This is a genomic window from Virgibacillus sp. 7505 (assembly GCF_002272135.1).
Taxonomy (GTDB): Bacteria; Bacillota; Bacilli; order Bacillales; family Amphibacillaceae; genus Terribacillus.
Map to the genome: position 1 here is coordinate 114,391 of NZ_NPBF01000005.1, position 21,393 is coordinate 135,783.

A 21,393-nucleotide genomic window follows, 5' to 3' on the forward strand; every position below is an offset into this window, starting at 1 on the left:
CAATCTCCTTTTTCAGCATTACTCTATTTCAAAGCCAGAAGATAGTAGTATCTGGATGCTTTTTCAAAGTCATGATTATCTGTGTAATATTTAGCCAGTCGTTCAGAAAAGTGACGGACGCTATTCTCATCCTCAATAGATTGAAAATACTCAATACCTTCCCGCCACACTAATTCGAAACTGTCCTTATCGACATATTGCTTATGGAGCATGGCGAACATCCATTTATACGTATCTTCATCCCGCTTCTTACTTAAAGCAAACCCTTCAGTAAAATACTCCATTGCACGATCCTTCATGCCAAGCCGGAAACTGGATTCTGTCACGTAATATAAACTCTTCAAATAATATTCAGGATGCTTGTACTGCATGGATTGTTCAAATTGCCCCATTGCCTTCTCAAGCTGATTTTGCTTGAAATACAGTATTCCAAGATTGTGATGGATATACATGGGCAGCTGCAATTCGGATTCTGTTGCATCATGCTGCAGAGCAGATAGGAACAAATCTTCCGCTTTACGGAAGTCTGCCAAATACATATGATTCAACCCTTGGAGCATGCGGCATTTGGCAAGCTGCAATTCCTGATTGTACTGAAAAGCTGCTTCGATTGCTTTATTAGCATTTAAGACCGAGAATGCAGTCATATTCATATAGTAGTACGTATTTGCCAATTTGTAATAGAAATCTGACACTTCACGGGGATTAATTTCCACTGACAAAAACGATTCAGCACGTTCATATTGGACAATTGCTTCCTGTAGCTTGTTCTGCCGGTACAGCAGCAGTCCCTTGAAAAAATGGTAATAATAAAGATTTTCACCGGTGAGCACGAATGCATCAGCAGCACCTTCAAGCAGCTTTTCTCCCTTGTCCAAATTACCTTTCAGCATTTCCAGACGCGCATCGAACAGCATACTTTTTGCAAGCAGTTTTTCATCACGAATGGACGGCTCCTGTTCAGTTATTCTACTACGGATATGCTCACCAGCACGGACCTGTTCCAATTTTATATTGTCGTATAACTCATCAAGCAGCTCGTTAAATATCTCCGCATTCTTCAAATCTGTTTGGTACATCGGCTCACCCTCTTTCTATTCATATCTGAATCATCGGTAGATTTCCAGTAATGTTTAATCGATCAGAAAGAAAAAGATCCACCATTTGGTGAATCGTTTTATTTTAGTTCTTTTCCGTATATACGGTATGCCTTCTCGTTCGGATAAAACGAATCTTTCAGCAGTTCCCATCCATTACGTTCATAAAACTGAATTGCTCCGGTATTATTCTCACGAGTAGTCAGGACAGCGGTCCTGTTAGGAGCTGCAGTTAGCAGCTGATCAAGCAGAGCGGTTCCGATTCCTAAACTGCGTACAGAGGGGTCCACCACTAGCTCCACTAATTCAAAGCAATCATCCAGCCAGTCCGCCCTGCCAGCCTCCTGCAGTGCGGGTCGCAGCAAATCATGATAATATTGCCCAGGCCTTGAAGTATATCCATACACTAACCCGACCATTTGACCCTTTTCGTCCTGCTGTACAAGTCCCTGATACCCTGGATACATACTGTGACGAATAAATCGAGGAGCAATATCGGCATAGCTCACTTGCCACGCCTTTTGATAAAAAGCTGCAGCTGATCTAATCAGCACAGAATTTCTGGCGAGTTTCCGGATCCTCATCCTGCACACTCTCCCGCTAACAGTTTTTTTATCTATTATATAGAAAGCCGAATCAATTTGCAGCCTGCCCTTGCATTGTTTTGGATCGCAGGCTGTAGGATGAAACCTTCTTCTTCTGGTATTTGAATACATCCACTCTGTCTGGATATGGATACACAAGAAAACGTCCTTGCTTCGTTTCAATCTCATACGGCACGCCTTCAGGAGCAGGCGCGTAATAGTATTTTTCTAAGAAGTTGGCCTGATTGAATTGATCGATGATAAGCTGTGCTTCTTCTTCTGAAAGAGCCTTGCCATCCCGTTTGACAGTTGCATCATAGGATAGCTTCGGATGCAGCTGGAACCTCTTTCCAACTTTGTCCACAACACCACTCGGTGCTGATGCCGCTAAAACTTTAATCAAACTAGCTACAATCAATAAGACAATAAATACCCACGACAAATCTTTTCGCCTCGATTCCAATTAATCGTGCTTATGATAACACAATTTCATCAAACCTTCTTCTTCATTTTTGACAAGAAAATGACAGTTACACCTTCCGTCATATTTCAAAAAATGGTTCTTTAAACTTATACTGGTAAAAGGAGGTGATATCATATGAAAACACCAAAAACGTTAACGATGATTTCATTAATCTTATTGCTTTTACTCTTTATCGCTTGTCTTCTCTTCACGATCACCCTGCCCCAAAATCAGTCCATGGAACAGGCAGTGAGCCGATATCTTGAGAACGATCCAAAGTACCAAAGAACACTTGATTCTGGTGAAACCCCTTCGATCAGCCCTGGTGAGATGGCTTCAGAAACAATGTCTGCCCTGCAAGTATTCTTCGCCATTCCTACCTTATACATAGCCATCATTACTATCATTGTACTGATTGGCTACACCCTTATATCCAAAAGACCTAAAGGTGCCGCATTAACACTATCCAGCGCAGGGATTTTATCTCTGGCCACAGTCGTCATTCCTGTGCTTTTATTCATTGCTGGCGGTATGTTACGAAAGAGATCTGCATAAAAAAATCTTCTCCTGCCTCGGAGAAGACTTTTTCTATTATTTCCGTAATTTTGATACAACCAATCCAAGCAAGCCACCGATAATCGAAGGTACCACCCAACCAAGACCTACCTCATAGAAAGGCAGCACCGCTTGGAAGAAATCATTGACTGGTGTTATCTGCAACCCAGCTTCATTGAAGCCATCAAAGATACTTACACAGAATGTCAGTACAAGGCTTCCGATATATACTTCCCGTTTTCCGCCGAATAGCGGATGTAAGAATGTAAGGAACACCAAACTGATCGTAATTGGATAAATTGCCATCAAAACTGGTACTGAAATTGAAATTAATTCTGTAAGTCCAATATTCGCCACTATCGCACTGAAAACAGACAGCACAATAGCAAATGTCTTATAGGAAATACGCGGCATTAATTCATGGAAAAACGTCGAGCAAGATGTGATCAACCCAACGCTTGTCGTTAGACAGGCAACTGTAATCATCAATCCAAGGAAGATGATACCCCATGAACCGAAGTAATAATCAGAAACATCTGCAAGAATTTCAGCACCGTTGCTTAAGTAACCAAGCTCACTGACACTGGATGCACCCATAAAGGAAAGTGCAGTATAAATCACTGCCAGTACAACCGCTGCTAGTGCAGTTGCCAACAAACAAACCTTCATAACTGACCCTTTATTCGTTATACCTCTATCCTTCAGCGCATTGACGATGATAATCCCAAACACACATGCAACAAGCGCATCCAATGTCAAATAGCCTTCCTGGAAACCTTTGAAGAAAGCATTTGACATATACTCACTTTGAGGTGCATGGAATTTACCGATTGGAAAAATAATAGCAACGATAACAAGCAAACCAATAAAAGCAAGTTTGATTGGTGTCAGGAATTTTCCGATGACATCAATGATCTTAGTCGGATTCAACGATAATAAACATGTGACAGCAAAGAAAAGCACTGTAAACAAAACCAACGGAAGCGGACCTGGATCGGCAGATAAGAATGGTTTCAAACCAATTTCATACGATACATTTCCTGCTCGCGGTATCGCAAAGAACGGTCCGATCGCAAGATATAAAATGATCGTATAAATCATTCCGAATACAGGATGCACCCTGCTGGACAATGACATTAAGTCTCTCTCGCCTGAATAAACAAAAGCGATGATACCAATCAATGGTAAACCTACACCCGTTACAAGAAACCCTGCATTGGCTATCCATATATTTTCACCTGCTTGCTGCCCTAGCATCGGCGGGAAGATCAGATTCCCAGCTCCGAAGAACAAAGCAAAGAGCATCAAACCAAGAATGACGGTAAATGAACCTGGCACTTTCTTTGACACAAAAAAAACCTCCACTAACTATTCGAATAGTCTGATAAATAACAAAATATTAATGTATAATGATTTTAGTCAGATTTTCTGACACAATACTGGTTAGTATAATACTGAATTGTGTAACATTCAAGGAGTTTTTGTTAGGAATGTTCTGTAAATATATGTATAACAAAATATTTCGGAAGCTATGGCGAATAATTTATCGGCTATTTCCTACAATAATCATAAAAGGAATATGATCATGGACTTCCCAATCATCCAGACGAACTTCTGGGATTCCGTTATTGGCATCCCGGTAACACTTATCCTTACCCAAATGCTAAAACTATTTTTCCCCTTACCAAAGCAGTATGTGCCTACAATCGCCGTTCTAATCGGACTGGTTCTCTCGATTTTCTACAGTCATCCACATGACCTGATAGCTGGTATCTTCATGGGCTATTTTTATGGCTATGCTGCAATTGGCAGTTATGCTGCTACTAAGACAACTTGGAAAGTTTTCCGTAGGGAAAAACGGGATTTTTCGTAAAGAAAAGCCCCTGCCGTGTGGCAGAGGCTATAGAAGTTGTTCATTTATTTGTTTTGCTTCCTTGTCTTTGCATCTTCAAAGACAGTCTTAGCTTGCTGAAGCAGTTCCTTATCTGTCAGCAGCCGATAAGCCGTATGCGCTAATGCTTTGGCCCCTTTTATAACAGCTGCATCACCAATTTCTGATCGGGCAGCTTCCCTGAATTCTTCTGTATGACCAATCAGCTCTTCTGGCCCAATTTGGATATACGGATGTGCAGTCGGCACTTCATAGCTGATATTACCTGTATCAGTCGATCCGCGACCTTTATCTTTCTTCAAATGAACATACTCTCCGACTTTTTCTAATTCTTCTTTGAGCACTTCATCCAGTACTGGATTCAAAACAAAGTCCTTTACCTCGTTCTGGAATCTCTCAATTTTCACACTAGCCCCCGTAGCCAATGCAGCTCCCTTGGCTATATTCTTTACCTTATCGGAAACAGCTTGTGCTTTTTGCCACGTTTCTGCTCGGATGAAGAACCTTGCTGAAGCATACTCAGGTACGATATTCGGTGCATCTCCACCATTTGGAATGATGCCATGAATGCGTATGTCCTGCGGAAGGTGCTGGCGCAGTGCATTTATTCCATTGAAAAGCTGGATAACGGCATCCAAGGCATTGATTCCTTTATCTGGCGCACCGGAAGCATGAGCTGGTTTTCCGTAGAAATGAAAATCAAGCGGATCGACAGCGAGAAACTCACCCGTTACACTTGTTCTGCCAGAAGGATGAATGATCAAGGCAGCATCAATATCCTTCAGCAGCCCATGTTTTACGAAGCTTCCTTTGGCACTGCCATTTGGACCGCCTTCCTCGGCAGGGGTTCCAAGAACCGCTACACTACCACCTGCCTCATCCAATGTTTCCGCCAAGGCAATGCCTGCTGCTGTACTAGTGGTACCGATAATATTATGTCCGCAAGCATGCCCGATACCAGGTAGTGCATCATACTCAGCAAGGAATGCAATACGAGGACCTGGCTTACCGCTATCTTTCAGTGCATAAAAAGCTGTTTCATGCCCTGCTACACCTTTATCCACTTGGAATCCCGCTTCTTCCAGCAAAGCAATGAGCGTTTCGCTCGCGAAAAATTCCTGGTTTCCGATCTCTGGCTTCGCATGGATGGCCTGACTAGTCTGGATATACTTTTCTTTATTTGTATCCAAATGCAGTGAAATTCTGTTAACTTCCGTAACAGATCTACTCATAATCATTCCTCCTCCTGAAGTCTTTTCAGGTGCTCCTGCAGTTCCTCTTTTGGTACATCTACCACGATAGAGCCACCATTTGTATCATTCTCTACTGCTTCCTTCACGGCTTCATCCTGATACAGCTCAACAATTTTCTGATATGTTTCATTGTCCTCGTCTTTCTTATTAACTGCGAAGACATTTACAAAAGGTGTAATGCTGTCGTCATTGGCATTTTCCAAATAAATTGGATCTTCCTTCGGATCGAGACCTGCCTGACCTGCTATGCCATTATTGATGAAAGATGCTGCTACATCCGGCAAGACACGTGGAGTTTGCTGGGCAACAACAGGTACGATCTCAATGTTCTTCGGATTCTCTACAATTTTGGATGGATCTCCGAACTGGCCAAAGTCATCCGCTAATTTTATAACGCCAGCTGCTTCCAAAGCCCGCAGTGATCTAGCTTGGTTAGATGGGTCATCCGGGATAGCAATCTTATCGCCTTCCTTCAGTTCATCAAGGCTTTCGATTTTCTCTGAATAAGCTCCAATTGGGGCAATGACTGTCGAACCGATTGGTACAATAGTATCGCCATTTTCTTTGGCATATTGACTCAGGAAGGCAATATGCTGGAATGAGTTCATGTCGATTTCACCGTTGGCCAACGCTTGGTTTGGCAGTGTATAGTCAGAGAATTCCACAAGTTCGATATTGATGCCCTCTTCCTTTGCCTTTTCCTTCAAAATTGGCCATTGATCCCCATCAGAACCTGTTACACCGATTTTCACTGTTTGGCTGCCATCTGCTGAGCTGCTCCCACACGCTGCAAGGATAAATACAAAGGCTAACGAAATGATTCCAAGTAGAGCTTTTTTCATGTCGATCATCTCCTTAAAATTTTTCTTGAAAGTGTATTGCCGACCCATTGGGCAAGCTGGACAAGCACAATTAAGATAACGACTGTAACAATCATGACGCTCGTATCAAACCGCTGGTAGCCATATGTCATCGCTACATGTCCGAGACCGCCGCCGCCGACCGTTCCTGCCATTGCCGAGAAATCAATCAAACTGATGGTAATGAACGTCAATCCGAGAACAAGCGGACCGAGAGCTTCCGGAATCAAGATGGTAAAGATTATCTGAAGAGGACTGGCTCCCATGGCCTTAGCTGCCTCGATGACACCCGGGTCAATACTGATGAAGTTATTTTCTACAACTCGTGCGATGCTGAATGCAGCTGCGATGCTCATCGGGAAGATCGCGGCCCATGTACCGATGGTCGTGCCAATCACCTCTCTGGTCAGCGGACTGATCGCGACTAGGAATATAATGAAGGGGATCGGGCGGATAATGTTGATCAGGAAGTTGATAATTTGAAAAAGAAACGCATTTTCCAGAATGTTTCCTTTACGGGTTATGAAAAGCAGCAGTCCGAGAATGATGCCGAATATAGAACCTATGACCAATGTGACAGCCACCATCAGAATCGTCTGACCAGTCGCCTCGACAATACGCGGCCAAAAAGTTTGCCAATCTACGCCCATGCCACATCCACCTCCTCTATTTGTACGATCTCTTCCAATTCCCTTACAGCACCGGCTGTTTTACCTTCGTCACCGTCAAAGCTGACAAGCAAGTTGCCGTAGAATTTTGCCTGGATTTCTTGGACGGAACCATAGACGATATTCACGTCAATATCGTGCTTTCTTGTTACCCGGGATAAGACTGGATCGCTTGCCACCTCTCCTTTGAAAATGATTCGGTATAGCTGCTTCCCGCCTTTTTGCCGCCACTCATCTAATAACGATGGAGATGGGAGGTCCTGCTGAACGGAGCGGATAAAACGTTTTGTCGTCTGGTGGACAGGACTTGTGAATGTATCGAATACACCGCCAGTTTCTATAACCTCTCCATCCTCCATAACAGCAACCTTGTCACAGATTGCTTGAATCACATGCATCTCATGTGTGATCAGCAGAATTGTAATACCAAATTCCTTGTTCACCTTTTTAAGAAGACGAAGAATTTCACCGGTTGTATCAGGATCCAGTGCCGAAGTTGCTTCATCGCAAATCAGAATATCCGGTGATGTGGCTAATGCTCTGGCAATACCAACTCTCTGTTTCTGCCCCCCTGAAAGCTGCTCCGGAAAATCCTTAGCCTTGTCTGACAACCCAACAAAACGCAGCAGTTCTTCCACTCTCTCTTTTATTTTTGCTCGCGGCATTTTTGCCAGTTTCAAAGGATAAGCAACATTACCAGCAACAGTCCGCGAGGTTAACAGATTGAAATTCTGAAAGATCATCCCTATCCTGCGGCGTACTTTCCGAACTTCACTAGGACGAAGACTGGCTAAATCCACCCCTTGCACTTCCACCGAACCTGCTGTCGGATTTTCCAGCACATTGACAAGCCTGAGCAAGGTACTTTTACCGGCTCCGCTAAAGCCGATAATACCGAATATCTCTCCTTCCTCGATTGTCAGATTCACATTTCTAACAGCATGCACTTCCCGTTTTCCGATTGTAAATGTCTTTGAAACATCCTTGAAAGTAATCATCATTTTTCCTCCCATCAACACAAAAGAGCCCTCTTTTCCTTATCCAGAAAAAGAGGGCTCCACGTATGAAACTTCTCATTCTCATCTTCCAAACGCTCATGAGCGTTTGCAGGAATTGGCACGGTATTTAATAATAAACCCGTTGCCGAGACGTCATAGGGCCTGATCCCTCGGTCTCTCTGGATAAGAATAAAACAAGTATGCAGTTGTAAGATTTGATTACCATGTTATGGGTTTTCCAATCGAATGTCAATTCATTTTTTGAAAAATCTTTTCTCTTCTTCCTCGTCCAATAAAAAAGACTGCTTTTGCGCAGCCTCTCCACCATAATAAGATGAAATAAACCACCCTTTAGGAGTCACAGCCATTTCGAACGAAATATCACTGCCTCCATCGGTTTCCCAATCAGATATCCCTGCACTAATGTACAGCCGTTTTCTTTTAGGAACTCCAGCTGATCCTGTTCCTCCACTCCTTCAGCAATCACTTCCAAACCGAGCTGTTTAGCCATAAGTAAAATAGTCTCAACCAACACCTTATTATTTCGATTTTGCATCATATCGCAGACAAAAGAACGATCGATTTTCAACGTATTAACAGGCAGTCGCTGAATGTATTGCAGGGAGCTGTAGCCTGTCCCGAAATCATCGATGCTGATGCGGATACCAAGCTGCTTTATATGCTCCAGAACGGCTATGGCATAGGAATCACAAAATGGGATATTTTCTGTGATTTCCAATTCGAGAAAAGCAGGATCCATGTCATATTCACGCATCACACCCTCTAATTCAGGAAGAAAATCCGGATGGAGAAATTGATTGACAGATATATTCACAGCAAGACTGATCGGTTCATACCCTTGTCTTTTCCAGCATCTCCATTGCCTGCACACCTCTCGGAACATCCACCTTCCAAGCGGAATAATAAAACGCGATTCCTCGGCAAGCGGAATGAATGTATCGGGATACAAAAGCCCCCGCTCCGGATGCTGCCAGCGCATCAATACCTCTGCCCCGGAAACAGTCTCGGTGTCTACATGATACAGCGGCTGAAAGTGAAGGAGGAACTCTCCTCTTTCCAACCCATACCGCATCTCTTTCTCAAGCTCGAGCTTGGAATGTTCTGCAGGGAGAAAAGTCTCATCATAAAAGATCCAGCGTTTTCCAGAGTTTTTCTTTGCAGCATACATCGCAGTATCCGCTTTAATAGTCAATAGTTCGACGTCTTCTGCATGTTGCGGAAAAAGACTGATTCCGATACTCGCTGAAACAAATACTTCCTTTCCATGCAGATAAAATACCTGTTCAAGTGACTGAATCAGGTCGCATACAGCTTTATCTATCTCCAGGATTCCTGTTATAGGCAGCAGAATTAGAAATTCATCTCCGCCTTGGCGAAACACCTTTGCTCCTGAAACAAGATTCTCTTGCATTCGTTGCGCCACCTGTCTAAGCAGCATGTCGCCGGCACCATGATTCATTGTGTCATTCACCCATTTGAATCGATCCATATCAACAAACAGCAAGGCAAAACCCTGCTCGTTCGCCACCGCCCATTCAGCTGCTATCCGATCGAACTCCCGGCGGTTCGACAATCCTGTTAGAGGATCATGACCAGCAAGAAATTTCGCCCTTTCGGTGGAAGCCTCCAACTCCTTGTTCTTTTGGAAAAGCTCTTCCGTCCGTTCCAATACCTTTTCTTCTAACACATGCATCAATTTTCTATTTTGGAACATCGTGTGCATCTGACGGAAGATAATCAACAGCGTAGACACGATACATCCAACTGCAATCAGATCAAATCCGCCGCCCCTGGCTACGATAAGCGCAAGCAAAACCAGAACGCTGACATTGGAAAACCATAGTCGTGCCGAGAAAAGAGGTGTTCTTACCGGAAAGGATTCCTGCCTGCTGAGTGTATGAAGATCATCCGCAAAGAAAGCTGCGCCGCCAATAACAAGTAAAGCTGCTGTCCCCAGCCAGTCGGCGGGATGCCCGAAGTAATACAAATTTTGAGAGGCCAAGTACACAAAGACGGTATCTGAAATTAAAAAAAGTAAAAAGCCAATATAGATACATGCTAATGCCTTTGACAAACGCTGATAACTGAGAGCATTGAATACACAAATCAAGAAAAATAGCACAATTAAATCACCAGTTGGGTGACTGATGCCGAAAAGCTGAATGATGAAACCATCCTGGGTCAATTGAACCCAAGTTTGTTTCATTAAAAATTCCCAGCTTAAACAGGCCGCAGCAACGATGATGATCACCGCATCATAAACAACTTCGTAAATTGTCACTGCGACCGCTGTTTGTTTGATCAAATATAGAAACGACAATAAGCAGAAAATGATTGACACATTCCATAGTACATCAGCGGCTGATATTAAGATGTCATTCATTCCAATATAAAAATTATAAAAATAAGAGCTGATTGTAGCCAACAAACAGCCTAGCAGTGCCAAACCTAGAAACAGCCAAAACCGCCGTACTTGCTGCTCAGCTGCTTGATAAGCACGAAAAGCCCAAAATGCCGGCACACCGGAACCGATGATCGCAAAAAGCCCAGAACCTAGCGCAAGTACCCGCGGTTCCTGGCGAAACAAAAATAAATAAACTGCAGAAAAAAGCAGGAATATAAAAACAAAGGTTGTATATGCTTTGATGTTTCTCTCTTTTGTTCTTTCCAACAGCAGCCTTCTCTCTTGATAGTTTGGAATAGTAGCTAAAGTATACGATAACCAAGCCTGTTTTCCTATACAGCCAAATAAAAAAGTCGCATCAAAAATGCGACTTTCAATGTTATTCAGCTTTTAGGTGCCAAGTGTAACTTACAAAATCCCCAATAAGGTCTACAGGTACACGAATACCGCTGTAAGCCAGTTCTTCACCACTATATATTTCTTCCGTACCATTGATTCTGTAGTCTTTTGCTCCATCCAATCCCTTCATCCGTAAAGAAGCGAGTGGTGCTGCTGGCTCTGCCAGAACACGATAATAGCAGACAAAAGCTTCTGTTTTATCTTCGTTAACAAACATCCAAGCAGTTTCATTGCCTTCAAAAGGACTTTTCAGCCGATAGAATCGACCGAACTGAACAAGTCTGCGAATCTCCTTATAGGTGTTAATCTGCTGCTTGACGACTTCCTTCTCCTCTGGACTAAGTTTTGTGAGGTCCAGCTCGTATCCTAGATTCCCTGCCATCGCGACGTCACCCCGCATCTCTAATGAAGTAAATCGGTGTACTTGATGGTTCGGAACATCGGATACATGGGCACCCATCGAAGCAATGGGATAAAGCAAACTTGTAGTATGCTGAATTTTAAGCCTTGAGACAGCATCTGTATTATCACTTGTCCATGTTTGAGGCATGTAATACAGAATTCCCGGATCATAGCGGCCGCCGCCGCCTGAGCAGCTTTCAAACAGAATCTGCGGAAAACGGGAAGTGATCTTATCCATCACTTCATAGACTCCGAGAATATGTCGATGTGCCGTTTCCCGCTGACGCTCAGGAGGAAGCAAGGCGGAACCAACCTCAGACAGATGACGGTTCATATCCCATTTCACATAAGTGATTGGGGCACTTTCCAAGATGGCTGCTACTCTCTTAATAATCTCCTCCCGAACGTCCTGTCTTGAAAAATCGAGCACGAGCTGATCACGGCTTTCCGTACGATATCGATCCGGCACATGCAGACACCAGTCAGGATGCTCACGATACAAATCACTGTCCACCGATACCATTTCCGGCTCGAACCAAAGTCCAAATTGCATATCTAAATCGTTTACACGTTTCGCCACATCTTCAAGTCCATTCGGCAGCTTCGTTTTATCGACAAACCAATCTCCCAATGATGTGGAATCTGAATTCCGTTTTTTGAACCAGCCATCATCCAATACGAAAAGCTCGATACCTAGCTCACTGCCAGCCTTAGCGATTGCCTCAATTTTATCAGCATCAAAATCAAAATACGTCGCTTCCCAGTTATTAATCAGAATCGGCCGCTCTTTATCTCTGTATTCTCCTCTTACTAGATGCTGCTGATAGAACCCATGCAGCGTTTGCGACATTCCTCCCAAACCATCCGCTGCATAAACAAGCACTGCTTCTGGTGTTTGAAATGTCTCATTGGGTTCCAGCAGCCACGTGAAGTCGAACGGATTGATACCCATTGTCACCCGAGTTGTCGCAAACTGATCGACTTCTGCCTGGGCTAGGAAATTACCGCTATATACAAGATGAAAACCAAACACTTCCCCTTGATCTTCTGTTGCATGCTTCTCCATCAAGGCGATGAACGGATGCTGCTGGTGACTGCTTGCTCCACGTGTGCTTTCTGTAGACTGTATACCCGCCTGCAAAGCACGCTTTTCGAGATGTCTTTCCTTTCCCCATGCCCCCGGCATGGTAAGCATGTCAAAGTCCGAACGGCGGAAGTCGATACTTGCACTGGCAGCCTGTAAGAGCTTTAAATTTTGTTTGCCGTTATTACGGAATTGCACAGATCTTGCGACTACATCATACTGACGGAAAATTGTATAAAGCAAGATCACTTCCAAATGAAGCAATTCATCCTCCATCGTAATTTCAAGCGTTTCCGCTCCTTCCTGACCAGCGTATGTTGCAGGAAGGCCTGCCAGCTTCGGCTTACCACTGAAGATACGATGTGATTTGTAACGCAAATCAGTCACCGTTGATCCATTTTTCAACTGGATTTGATAGGCTGGCTTGCGAAAATCCGAATTGCCAAACTGTGGGTATTCCTGCGGCAAAGCATCCAACGTGAAAGTCCTGTCCCGATGATACGGATTCGGAGAAAATGAACGATCTATGTACTGCTGACGATTGCTGTTGCGAAACTGTCGAATCTTCCTACCCCAATACTGATGCGTCAAATAACCATCCCGCTCCAGCTGCATCACATAACTAGCAGATTTCCCCTGCAGATGAAAAATACGTTTCTCTTTATCAAAAATGATTGTCATTGCTTTTTATTCCCCCTATGATCATCAGTTGTTCAAGTACATAAGTAAGCTCATAGTAACAAAGAAAGCGCTATCAATAAAGTTATAATCGAATTTTTAACAAAAAAACACTACTATGCATAGCAGTGTTTTTTTCACCTGTCTTCAATAACAATATAAGCTGCTTTCACGGGGCCATGTACCCCTACAACTAAGTTCATCTCAATATCAGCCGAGTTACTTGGTCCAGTAATAAAGTTAATACAGGATGAAATAGCTTTCCCTTCCTGTACTTGCTTTGAGATACGCTGAGCTGCCTGGGTCATGCGGGGTACGATGGTGCTTTTCGGTAAAAGAGCAATATATTTATGCGGCAGCAGACTGACAGTACGGCCTTTCCCCTCACCTGAGAAGAGGACGACTGTCCCTGACTCAGCAAGAGTGATATCGCTGAATGTTATACCGATATTGGCCTTTTCCATAATTCCGATGTTGTCATGGCCAATAGAAGGATCCCATTCATGTACGTCGATGCCTTGGGCCGGCCATGCCTGAAGCTGATCCCGCAAACCGAATGCATCGTAACGAGGATCCTGCCATATGGCCAGCGGACCGCCTCCATATGCAAATACTGTTTCCGCCAGTACTTTCGAGAGGGAACGCGAATCGGTTTCAATCAGCTCGGTATGGATAAGCCGGCATTGATCACGAAGTATATCTACCAGCTCATCCTGTGTTTTATCAGTCAGCGTCTTATCCTGCGGGCGATACTTCCAGTTCCGTACGGGCCTTTCTGTCAGTACTTCCGTGCGGCTGAGGCGGCTGGCGACATTCGTAAGGAATCTTTCACGGTTCTGTATCATACCTTGCCACTCTCCTTTTCGTGCTGCTTGAACCAATCACGGAATCGTTCTTTGTTCGGAGCGGGAAAATCTCGAATTTCAGTCCATGCCTTCAGCGGTCCAGGACCTTTTGAAATCATCTCATCCTTCGTAAAAGGCTTCATGACAGTGCTTGCCATCTTCGATCCAGCTGCATACAACGGATTCGAGGAAGCACCGATTCCAAAAGCTTTCATTGCCATTTTCTCTGAAATCGGCGCGCGGCCTTCCCGCTCGACAATCACTTGTCGATGACGGTGCAGCAGCTGATGCAATGGTATTTTAACCGGACAAGCATCCGTGCAAGCAGCGCAAAGCGTCGATGCATACGGCAGCTCCTTGAAATCGTCATAACCTCCCAGCAGCGGCGTCAGCACTGCCCCGATCGGTCCTGGGTAAATGGAGTTATAGGAGTGGCCGCCAATGTGGCGGTATACCGGACAAACGTTGATACAAGCTGCACAGCGGATGCACTGGAGTACAGATTGGAATTCGGTCCCGAGAATACCAGAACGGCCGTTATCCACGATGACCAGGTGAAACTCGGATGGGCCATCAACCTCTTCGGCTGTCCGCGGACCAGTCAATGCCGTAATATAGCTCGTCAGCTTCTGACCGACTGCGCTTCTTGTCAGAAGCCCAACCAGCACTTCGAATTCCTCAAATGTAGGAACGATTCGCTCCATCCCCATCACACAAATTTGTGTATCTGGTAAATCAGAAACCATACCCGCATTACCTTCATTTGTGACCAGACCGACAGATCCAGACTCTGCGATGGCAAAATTACACCCTGTGATGCCGATATCAGCCTGCAGGAATTCCTGGCGAAGTTTCTCTCTGGCATGGAGTGCTAGTTCCTCCGGTTTTGAAGTCAGCTTATAGTCCAGCTTCTCAGTAAACACATCCTTGATCTGCTCTTTGTTTTTATGAAGCGCAGGTGTCACAATATGCGAAGGCGGATCATGGTCGTCCAGCTGCAGAATATATTCTCCGAGATCTGTTTCAATGACGTCACACCCTTCTTGTTCCAATACACCATTCAAACCGATTTCCTCTGTAACCATGGATTTAGCCTTCAAAATTTTCCTGGCTCGTTTTTCCCTCACGATACCTTTCACATAGTCATTTGCCTCTTCTGCTGTTGCAGCAAAAAATACATGCCCGCCGCGCTTTTGCAGATTCTCGGAAAGCTCCTGTAAATAATAGTCGAGATGATCAAGTGTATGCTGACGTATCTCTTCCCCATGAGACCGCCATTCTTCCCAATTGCCAAGCTCCTCCGCCGCATCCAGTCTTCTTGTCCTGAGGCGTTCCTGAGCCCCGGCAACTGCACCGCGCATAAACGTGTCTTCCATCTGCTTATTTACATTATCTTTGAACTTTTCATTCCCTATCTTCATCGCCATGCTGCCATCCCCCTTAACGACTGTTTAGTACTTCCGCGATATGCATCACTTTGACCGGCTTGCCGCGGCGCTGCATTCGTCCCCCAATATTCATTAGACAGCCGCCATCTGCTCCAATCAGATAGCTAGCTTTCGTTTCAGTTACCGAATCTACTTTTTCATCGACCATCTGCTCTGAGATATTCCCCATCTTCACCGAAAAAGTTCCGCCGAATCCACAGCAATTATGCGCGTTAGGAAGCGGTTGCATTTCCAGGCCCTCTACATGCGAAAGCAGCTTCATCGGTGCATCCTTCACTCCAAGCAGCCGTGTCATATGGCAGGATGGATGATAAGTTGCGATCCCTTCCAGCTTCGCCCCAACATCCTCTATTTTCAGGACATCTACAATAAACTCAGTCAGCTCATACGTCTTAGCTGCCAGCCGTTCCGCACGCGGACGCCACGCAGGATCATCCTGGAAAACATGCTGATAATCCTTGAACATCGTGGCACATGATCCGGATGGTGTGACAATAACCTCTGCGTCTTCAAATGTCGCAATCATCTTCTTCATTGCCTTTTTGGCATCTTCTACATACCCGGAATTATATGCCGGCTGCCCGCAGCACACCTGTCCCGATGGAAACACAACCTCACATCCAAGTCTTTCCAGCACTTCAACTGTGGCTATCCCAACATCGGACTGGAACATATCCACAATACACGTTGCAAATAGTGTAACCTTCATACCGTCACCCCTACAGATAAGGTCATCAGATGACCTGTATAATTTCTGTCTTCATCATACTACAACCGCTTACATTTTCCAACTCCTGTATAGACAGAAAAAGCCGACCTCGTCGGCGGCTCATCCTATTCCATATAGTTACGCAGTATCCCTTCTACGTATTCCAAGTGTGCCACCATGGCCATTCTTGCTCGATCTGGCTGTTTCGCACGAATAGCCTGCAGAATCAATTCATGTTGCTTGTTCAATTCCTCCGGGGCGGCATCTTCTCCAAATAGACTAATCTGCCTTGTTTCGCGCATCGATTCCGCTGTTAAATCCGATACATGATGCATCAGACGGAGAAGCAGCTTATTGTTTGCCGCTCGGGCAATGATCATATGAAAAGCGAGATCAGCTTTCTCCCCCTTTTCTGGGTCTCCCGTATATGCCTTCATTTCCTTGAGCGCTTTTTCCATTTGTTCCAAGTCTTCTTCGGAACGGTTCAGTGCGGCGGATGCAGCAATACCTGTCTCCAATATATTACGGACCTCCATCAGCTCTGCCCGATCCTCCCCGCTCATGAGCAGCACGTGCTGAAGCGGATAAACGATTCCCTCTGGCTCGAACGCCTTCACGTATGTACCCTCGCCTTGCTTCATCTCTACCAACCCCATCGCACGGAGTGTGGCAAGAGCTTCCCTTATCGCAGAACGGCCCACATTGAAATTCTCAGCCAGCTGCGTAACGCTGGCAAGCTTCTCGCCCGGCTTTAAGTCACCATTTTTTATTAAAGCAAGCAGCTCATCTGCTACTTGTTCATATATTTTTTTCGGTTTGATTTGATTGTATTTCATTTGGGTGTCACCTCCCCTTTATTATAAACGGAAACTTCACAAAATTTCATTTCAAAAAAGGTCATAATGTAAACAGATCATCTGTTGCTTCGGTATACTATGAAGGTTTCCGATTAACCAAGTTATCCGCTTTTTGCATGATCAATCTGTTAATATATGCTATATAGATCCAATCTGTAATACATATGAATCATAATTGATAAAGAATTTAGTTATACAATTCGCATTCCGTCCAGGGAATTCTGGAAAGGAAGAGAGTTTATTATTTTTATGGGGATGTGGAAAAGTTGTTTGAAAAGAAAGTGACGTGGTTAGAACTTTTTTATGATTTACTTTTTGTTGCATCAGTTGCAGTTGCAACACACGTGTTGCTTCATGTAGAAGACGGTCATATACATGCTGAATACTTGTTTAAGTTTGTATTGATCTTTGTGCCGATCTGGTGGGCATGGGTAGGACAGACGATGTTCGTCAATCGTTTTGGACAGGACTTGTTTCATCAACGGTTGTTTTTAATTCTGCAAATGTTTTTTGCACTAGTCATGACCTCAAGTTTATCCGTCGATTTTGATCCATATTATCTTTCTTTCTTGATAGGCTATATTGGCTTAAGAGCTGTTACTGCTATCCAATACCTTGTTGTACAGCGAATAGAAGAGGGAGCCCGGAAGCAAGCAGCACTGTATCTTGGAAAATATTTTTGGGTAGGAATTATCGTTTCGTTACTTTCCCTTTTCTTTGATTCATGGATCCGCTATGTTGTTCTCTACTTGGGAATCTTAATTGATATCATCATTCCTATGTTAGGAAGAAGATATTTAGTGAAAGTCCCCACCAATACGGCACATTTATTAGAGCGATTTGGATTATTCACTATCATCCTTTTTGGAGAGTCCCTTGTCAGTACGTTGGCCGTTATCCAGCCAACACAAGGAGATTGGAATTCTATTGGACTAGCTGTCATTGCCTTTCTGCTCATTATCGCAATGTGGTGGCAATACTTTGATAATGTGGAGAAGAAAGTGGATAAACACATTCAAACAGCCGGCCAAACGATCATTTATGGTCATCTGTTTATACTAATGTCATTAAGTGCTATTGCAGCATCTATCAGACTAATGGTCTTGGATGAGGTCGAGTACTTCTTCAACTTATTTTTTATTTTTGGTTCTGTATTGCTTTATTTCTTTTCAACTACTTTTGTGTTTCACCAATATAGACACGCGCATCACCGATTGAAAATATATCACCTAGGTTTATTTTTAGGTATTTTAGGCTTATTCTTCATTTTTAATCTGCTTGTGCCAGTTCCTTATATTGTAATAGTAGCAGAAATGACCTTATTCTTTATCATCTATGCAAAGTTGACTACGACTTAAAGGAACTCACGAGATAAAAAAGCTTCCCACTCGGGAAGCTTTTCACTTAACTACTAGTCCTATCAATGAAGCTAATTGGATTGCTTGATTTGGAGAAACGATACAGCCTTTCAAATTTTCAATAGATACGGTTAACTGCTGGAAACTGCTTGTGCTCAGATCAATTCCTTTGAGAGATGTCTGTTCAAAGTTCACTTCATTCAGATCACAATCAGTAAATTCTATCTTCTTCATTCGGTTGGCATAGAAGTCCGCTCCCTGTAATCCACAGGAGGAAAATATCACTTTCTCCATTTTCGATTGGCCGAATGATACAAGATTCACCAAAGAATCACGGAAAGAAACATTACCAAAACTAGACTCGGTCATATCTGCTCCGAGCATCTTACAGCCTTGGAATTCCACCCGGTGAATGGATGACTTGCTCATTTTCACATTGGAAAAATCACAATTCTCGAACCTGACATCCAGCAAGTCCATCCCGGTAAAGTCCGTATTGTTAAATCGGCTATTGCGGATTACTACCTTCGACAATCGCAGCCTGTACACTGATTCATTCGAAAAATCAGCTTGCTGCACCTGGCACATTTCCAATTCTGGTTCCTCTTCAAAAAAGATATCGTGCATTCTTTTCTCAGGTAATTCCATCGCTACTTTCGGTTTTTCAATCTGCATGATCTCTATCCTCTACTTTTGATTTCTTCCATTTGCTGTCTACAGTCTATCATATGGTGTCAATAGAAAAGAGCCCGCCTTTATAGGCGAGCTCTTTATCAAGCTGCTTCCAGCTGATTCCCTTTTTTCGGTCTGTGCTGCAGATGAGATACAATCCATCCAATGACACCGACAACAACAAGATAAATCATTAGATCCGCAAGCTGGTGGCCTAGTACCGACCAGTCACCGAGCGTGATTGCTTCCTGCAAGCTATGCAAGGAATGTGCCATCGGCAAGTATTGACCAACAGATGCCAATGCAGACACAGTCAATTCACTCGGGAACGTTCCGCCACAAGTTGCCAGCTGAAGAACCAGCAGCACAATGGCAAGCAGTTTCCCAAGGTTGCCGAATAATGTGACGAGCGTAAGAATGATCGTCATAACTGTCATAGACACAATCATACTGGACAAGAAGAATAACGGAACACTCTGCACATCAACTTGGAATCCGAACAAGAAGATAAGATCAAGAATAACCGCTTGTACAATCGCCACGACATACACCAGTGTCAGTTTACTGAAGAATTGTACCGTACCTGATACTTGCATATCCTGTCTTCTGCCAAGCGGCAGGATGTTGGCCGCCATCAAACCACCAACAAACAAAGCAAGTGACAAGAAGTACGGCGCAATGCCGACACCATAGTTCGGTACATCCGATAGCTGTTTCTCTGTCAGCTTAACCGGATCGGCGAACATCGTCGTCAGCGCATCACTAGACTGGATGTTACTTGTTTTATCAGCCGCATCCTGCAGGCTTGTCGCAAGCTCATCGGATCCATCGGACAGCTTACTCATACCATCGTCAAGCTGTGCTGCCCCATCTGAAAGATCATTTGTACCGGAAGCAAGCTTCGCAGCACCACTCTGCAAGGATCCAAAGCCTTCTGAATACTCGTCAAAGCCATTACTCAAATCTGTTGCTCCGCTAGCTAATTTATCCGCTCCGCTTACAGCTGAACCGAGTTTATCGCTGAATGAATCCATACCATCCGCTAATTTCTGCTCGCTTCCAGCCAGCTTATCTGCTCCTTCACCGAGCTGCTGCTGACCGTCTGCTAATTTAGCTGAGGAATCTGCAAGCTGATCAGATGCAGCTGCTATTTGCTGGAACGTCTTATCGTCTTTAAGCTCTGGATGCTCTTTCATATACGATGCAACCAGCTTGCTCAAATCCTCAGATCCAGATGTGAATGCATCCTGATTATCCGAAAGCTTGTCACTTTGCGCTTTCCAATCAGCTAAACCGTCGGCAACCTTTTCCGTATTCGTCTGCAGAGAGGCTGCTCCTTCATCCAATTGACCTAAACCACTCGCCAAATCAGTTGCACCTGTGTGCAAATTGCTGATGCCGTCAGAAAGTTTACCTTCAGCACCTGCCAGTTGATCAGCGCCGTTTGCTAGATCGGACGCACCGGCCTTCAGATCACCAATTCCATTTTGCAGATCTTTCATACCGCTCTGCTCATCTGTAATCCCTTTATGAAGATCGCCAGCTCCATCACCCGCATCCTGTAATCCGTCAGCTACTTCATGGAAGCTTGTGAATACACTGTCAGCATACGATTTCGTAATACTGCTAGCCAATTTTGTTTTCATTTCCTCCATCGCGGAAGAACTGATTTGCGCAGCAACAAAGTTTTTCCCTGGATTCACTTCATACGTAAGCTCCGCTTGCTGCGGTTTATCATCCATCAATGTTGTCACTTTCTCAGAAAAATCCTTCGGGATGGTTACTTTCATATAATACTTGCCATCTTCCAATCCATCTTCTGCCTTCTGGTCTGATACGAAAGCAAAGTCCATCGCCTTGCTTTTCTGTAATTCCTTAATGAAATCATCCCCGGCATGCATTTCTTCGCCATCCATGCTTGCTCCATCATCCTGGTTGACGACTGCCACCGGTAAATCCTCGACATGACCATATGGATCCCAGTATCCGCCAAGGAACAACGCAGCGTAAATGACCGGAATAATCAGTAAGAATATAAGTGCAATACGCCCGTGCTTATGCTGAAACATCCGCTTTATATCAAAAAAGCCTAATTTTATTCCTTTCATAATTTCCCTCACCTTTATCTTTGTGAAATATTGAACATC

19 protein-coding genes and 1 riboswitch are annotated in these 21,393 nt (G+C 44.1%); of the genes, 3 read left to right on the forward strand and 16 right to left on the reverse strand.

What is annotated here, in order from left to right:
* Positions 1–23 precede the first annotated feature (23 nt).
* The 3 genes from CHH91_RS01915 to CHH91_RS01925 all read right to left on the reverse strand — a co-directional run bounded on the left by CHH91_RS01915 (position 24) and on the right by CHH91_RS01925 (position 2,123).
* Positions 24–1,079, reverse strand: coding sequence for a tetratricopeptide repeat protein (locus CHH91_RS01915; RefSeq protein WP_095221422.1), 1,056 nt, complete (start codon positions 1,077–1,079; stop codon positions 24–26).
* 98 nt (positions 1,080–1,177) lie between these two features.
* A complete protein-coding gene (locus tag CHH91_RS01920; protein ID WP_176465627.1) occupies positions 1,178–1,681 on the reverse strand; it encodes a GNAT family N-acetyltransferase in 504 nt (167 codons plus the stop codon).
* A gap of 52 nt (positions 1,682–1,733) precedes the next feature.
* A complete protein-coding gene (locus CHH91_RS01925; RefSeq protein WP_095221437.1) occupies positions 1,734–2,123 on the reverse strand; it encodes a YfmQ family protein in 390 nt (129 codons plus the stop codon).
* Between the two features lie 156 nt (positions 2,124–2,279).
* Between CHH91_RS01925 and CHH91_RS01930 the strand changes: the two genes are divergently transcribed.
* A complete protein-coding gene (locus CHH91_RS01930) occupies positions 2,280–2,699 on the forward strand; it encodes a DUF4064 domain-containing protein (RefSeq protein WP_095221439.1) in 420 nt (139 codons plus the stop codon).
* A gap of 36 nt (positions 2,700–2,735) precedes the next feature.
* On the opposite strand, the gene brnQ is transcribed toward CHH91_RS01930, so the two are convergent.
* On the reverse strand, positions 2,736–4,049 hold the full coding sequence (gene brnQ, locus CHH91_RS01935) for a branched-chain amino acid transport system II carrier protein (RefSeq protein ID WP_095221441.1): 1,314 nt from the start codon (positions 4,047–4,049) through the stop codon (positions 2,736–2,738).
* A gap of 235 nt (positions 4,050–4,284) precedes the next feature.
* On the opposite strand from brnQ, the gene CHH91_RS01940 reads away from it, so the two are divergent.
* Positions 4,285–4,572 carry a hypothetical protein gene (locus tag CHH91_RS01940; RefSeq protein WP_095221442.1) on the forward strand — a complete coding sequence of 96 codons (288 nt, stop codon included), beginning with the start codon at positions 4,285–4,287 and terminating at the stop codon, positions 4,570–4,572.
* 44 nt (positions 4,573–4,616) lie between these two features.
* Here CHH91_RS01940 and CHH91_RS01945 read toward each other — a convergent pair whose 3' ends face one another.
* The 10 genes from CHH91_RS01945 to CHH91_RS01990 all read right to left on the reverse strand — a co-directional run bounded on the left by CHH91_RS01945 (position 4,617) and on the right by CHH91_RS01990 (position 17,195).
* Positions 4,617–5,822: a M20 family metallopeptidase gene (locus tag CHH91_RS01945; RefSeq protein ID WP_176465628.1), complete on the reverse strand. Its 1,206-nt coding sequence runs from the start codon at positions 5,820–5,822 to the stop codon at positions 4,617–4,619.
* Positions 5,823–5,824: 2 nt separating this feature from the next.
* Positions 5,825–6,685, reverse strand: a complete 861-nt coding sequence (locus CHH91_RS01950) for a MetQ/NlpA family ABC transporter substrate-binding protein (RefSeq protein WP_095221445.1) — start codon at positions 6,683–6,685, stop codon at positions 5,825–5,827.
* Positions 6,686–6,690: 5 nt separating this feature from the next.
* Positions 6,691–7,353, reverse strand: coding sequence for a methionine ABC transporter permease (locus CHH91_RS01955; RefSeq protein ID WP_095221446.1), 663 nt, complete (start codon positions 7,351–7,353; stop codon positions 6,691–6,693).
* Entirely contained in the window at positions 7,344–8,369 is a 1,026-nt protein-coding gene (locus tag CHH91_RS01960) for a methionine ABC transporter ATP-binding protein (protein ID WP_095221448.1), read from the reverse strand. Before CHH91_RS01960 ends, CHH91_RS01955 begins: the two co-directional genes overlap by 10 nt.
* Positions 8,370–8,447: 78 nt before the next feature.
* Positions 8,448–8,559, reverse strand: a riboswitch (SAM riboswitch).
* Between the two features lie 168 nt (positions 8,560–8,727).
* A complete protein-coding gene (locus CHH91_RS01965) occupies positions 8,728–11,061 on the reverse strand; it encodes a putative bifunctional diguanylate cyclase/phosphodiesterase (RefSeq protein WP_095221449.1) in 2,334 nt (777 codons plus the stop codon).
* A 112-nt stretch (positions 11,062–11,173) separates the two neighbouring features.
* Positions 11,174–13,360, reverse strand: coding sequence for an alpha-galactosidase (locus CHH91_RS01970; protein ID WP_095221451.1), 2,187 nt, complete (start codon positions 13,358–13,360; stop codon positions 11,174–11,176).
* A 134-nt stretch (positions 13,361–13,494) separates the two neighbouring features.
* Positions 13,495–14,202, reverse strand: coding sequence for a LutC/YkgG family protein (locus CHH91_RS01975; protein WP_095221453.1), 708 nt, complete (start codon positions 14,200–14,202; stop codon positions 13,495–13,497).
* Positions 14,199–15,629, reverse strand: coding sequence for a LutB/LldF family L-lactate oxidation iron-sulfur protein (locus tag CHH91_RS01980; protein ID WP_095221455.1), 1,431 nt, complete (start codon positions 15,627–15,629; stop codon positions 14,199–14,201). The genes CHH91_RS01975 and CHH91_RS01980 overlap by 4 nt, the downstream gene beginning before the upstream one ends.
* 13 nt (positions 15,630–15,642) lie before the next feature.
* Positions 15,643–16,359 (reverse strand): (Fe-S)-binding protein, encoded by a 717-nt coding sequence (locus tag CHH91_RS01985; RefSeq protein WP_095221457.1) that lies wholly within the window; start codon positions 16,357–16,359, stop codon positions 15,643–15,645.
* Positions 16,360–16,484: 125 nt separating this feature from the next.
* Positions 16,485–17,195: a FadR/GntR family transcriptional regulator gene (locus tag CHH91_RS01990; protein WP_095221459.1), complete on the reverse strand. Its 711-nt coding sequence runs from the start codon at positions 17,193–17,195 to the stop codon at positions 16,485–16,487.
* Between the two features lie 287 nt (positions 17,196–17,482).
* Here CHH91_RS01990 and CHH91_RS01995 point away from each other — a divergent pair, with 287 nt between their 5' ends.
* Positions 17,483–18,574, forward strand: a complete 1,092-nt coding sequence (locus tag CHH91_RS01995) for a low temperature requirement protein A (protein WP_095221460.1) — start codon at positions 17,483–17,485, stop codon at positions 18,572–18,574.
* Between the two features lie 42 nt (positions 18,575–18,616).
* Here CHH91_RS01995 and CHH91_RS02000 read toward each other — a convergent pair whose 3' ends face one another.
* Positions 18,617–19,249, reverse strand: a complete 633-nt coding sequence (locus CHH91_RS02000) for a pentapeptide repeat-containing protein (protein WP_095221461.1) — start codon at positions 19,247–19,249, stop codon at positions 18,617–18,619.
* 98 nt (positions 19,250–19,347) lie between these two features.
* Entirely contained in the window at positions 19,348–21,354 is a 2,007-nt protein-coding gene (locus CHH91_RS02005) for a YhgE/Pip domain-containing protein (RefSeq protein ID WP_095221463.1), read from the reverse strand.
* Between the last annotated feature and the right edge of the window lie 39 nt (positions 21,355–21,393).

Coding starts and splice junctions, on each gene's coding strand:
- CHH91_RS01915 (WP_095221422.1), bottom strand. CDS start 1,079: ATGTACCAAACAGATTTGAAGAATGCGGAGATATTTAACGAGCTGCTT.
- CHH91_RS01920 (WP_176465627.1), bottom strand. CDS start 1,681: ATGAGGATCCGGAAACTCGCCAGAAATTCTGTGCTGATTAGATCAGCT.
- CHH91_RS01930 (WP_095221439.1), top strand. CDS start 2,280: ATGAAAACACCAAAAACGTTAACGATGATTTCATTAATCTTATTGCTT.
- CHH91_RS01940 (WP_095221442.1), top strand. CDS start 4,285: ATGGACTTCCCAATCATCCAGACGAACTTCTGGGATTCCGTTATTGGC.
- CHH91_RS01945 (WP_176465628.1), bottom strand. CDS start 5,822: ATGAGTAGATCTGTTACGGAAGTTAACAGAATTTCACTGCATTTGGAT.
- CHH91_RS01950 (WP_095221445.1), bottom strand. CDS start 6,685: ATGAAAAAAGCTCTACTTGGAATCATTTCGTTAGCCTTTGTATTTATC.
- CHH91_RS01955 (WP_095221446.1), bottom strand. CDS start 7,353: ATGGGCGTAGATTGGCAAACTTTTTGGCCGCGTATTGTCGAGGCGACT.
- CHH91_RS01960 (WP_095221448.1), bottom strand. CDS start 8,369: ATGATTACTTTCAAGGATGTTTCAAAGACATTTACAATCGGAAAACGG.
- CHH91_RS01970 (WP_095221451.1), bottom strand. CDS start 13,360: ATGACAATCATTTTTGATAAAGAGAAACGTATTTTTCATCTGCAGGGG.
- CHH91_RS01975 (WP_095221453.1), bottom strand. CDS start 14,202: ATGATACAGAACCGTGAAAGATTCCTTACGAATGTCGCCAGCCGCCTC.
- CHH91_RS01980 (WP_095221455.1), bottom strand. CDS start 15,629: ATGGCGATGAAGATAGGGAATGAAAAGTTCAAAGATAATGTAAATAAG.
- CHH91_RS01985 (WP_095221457.1), bottom strand. CDS start 16,359: ATGAAGGTTACACTATTTGCAACGTGTATTGTGGATATGTTCCAGTCC.
- CHH91_RS01990 (WP_095221459.1), bottom strand. CDS start 17,195: ATGAAATACAATCAAATCAAACCGAAAAAAATATATGAACAAGTAGCA.
- CHH91_RS02000 (WP_095221461.1), bottom strand. CDS start 19,249: ATGCAGATTGAAAAACCGAAAGTAGCGATGGAATTACCTGAGAAAAGA.
- CHH91_RS02005 (WP_095221463.1), bottom strand. CDS start 21,354: ATGAAAGGAATAAAATTAGGCTTTTTTGATATAAAGCGGATGTTTCAG.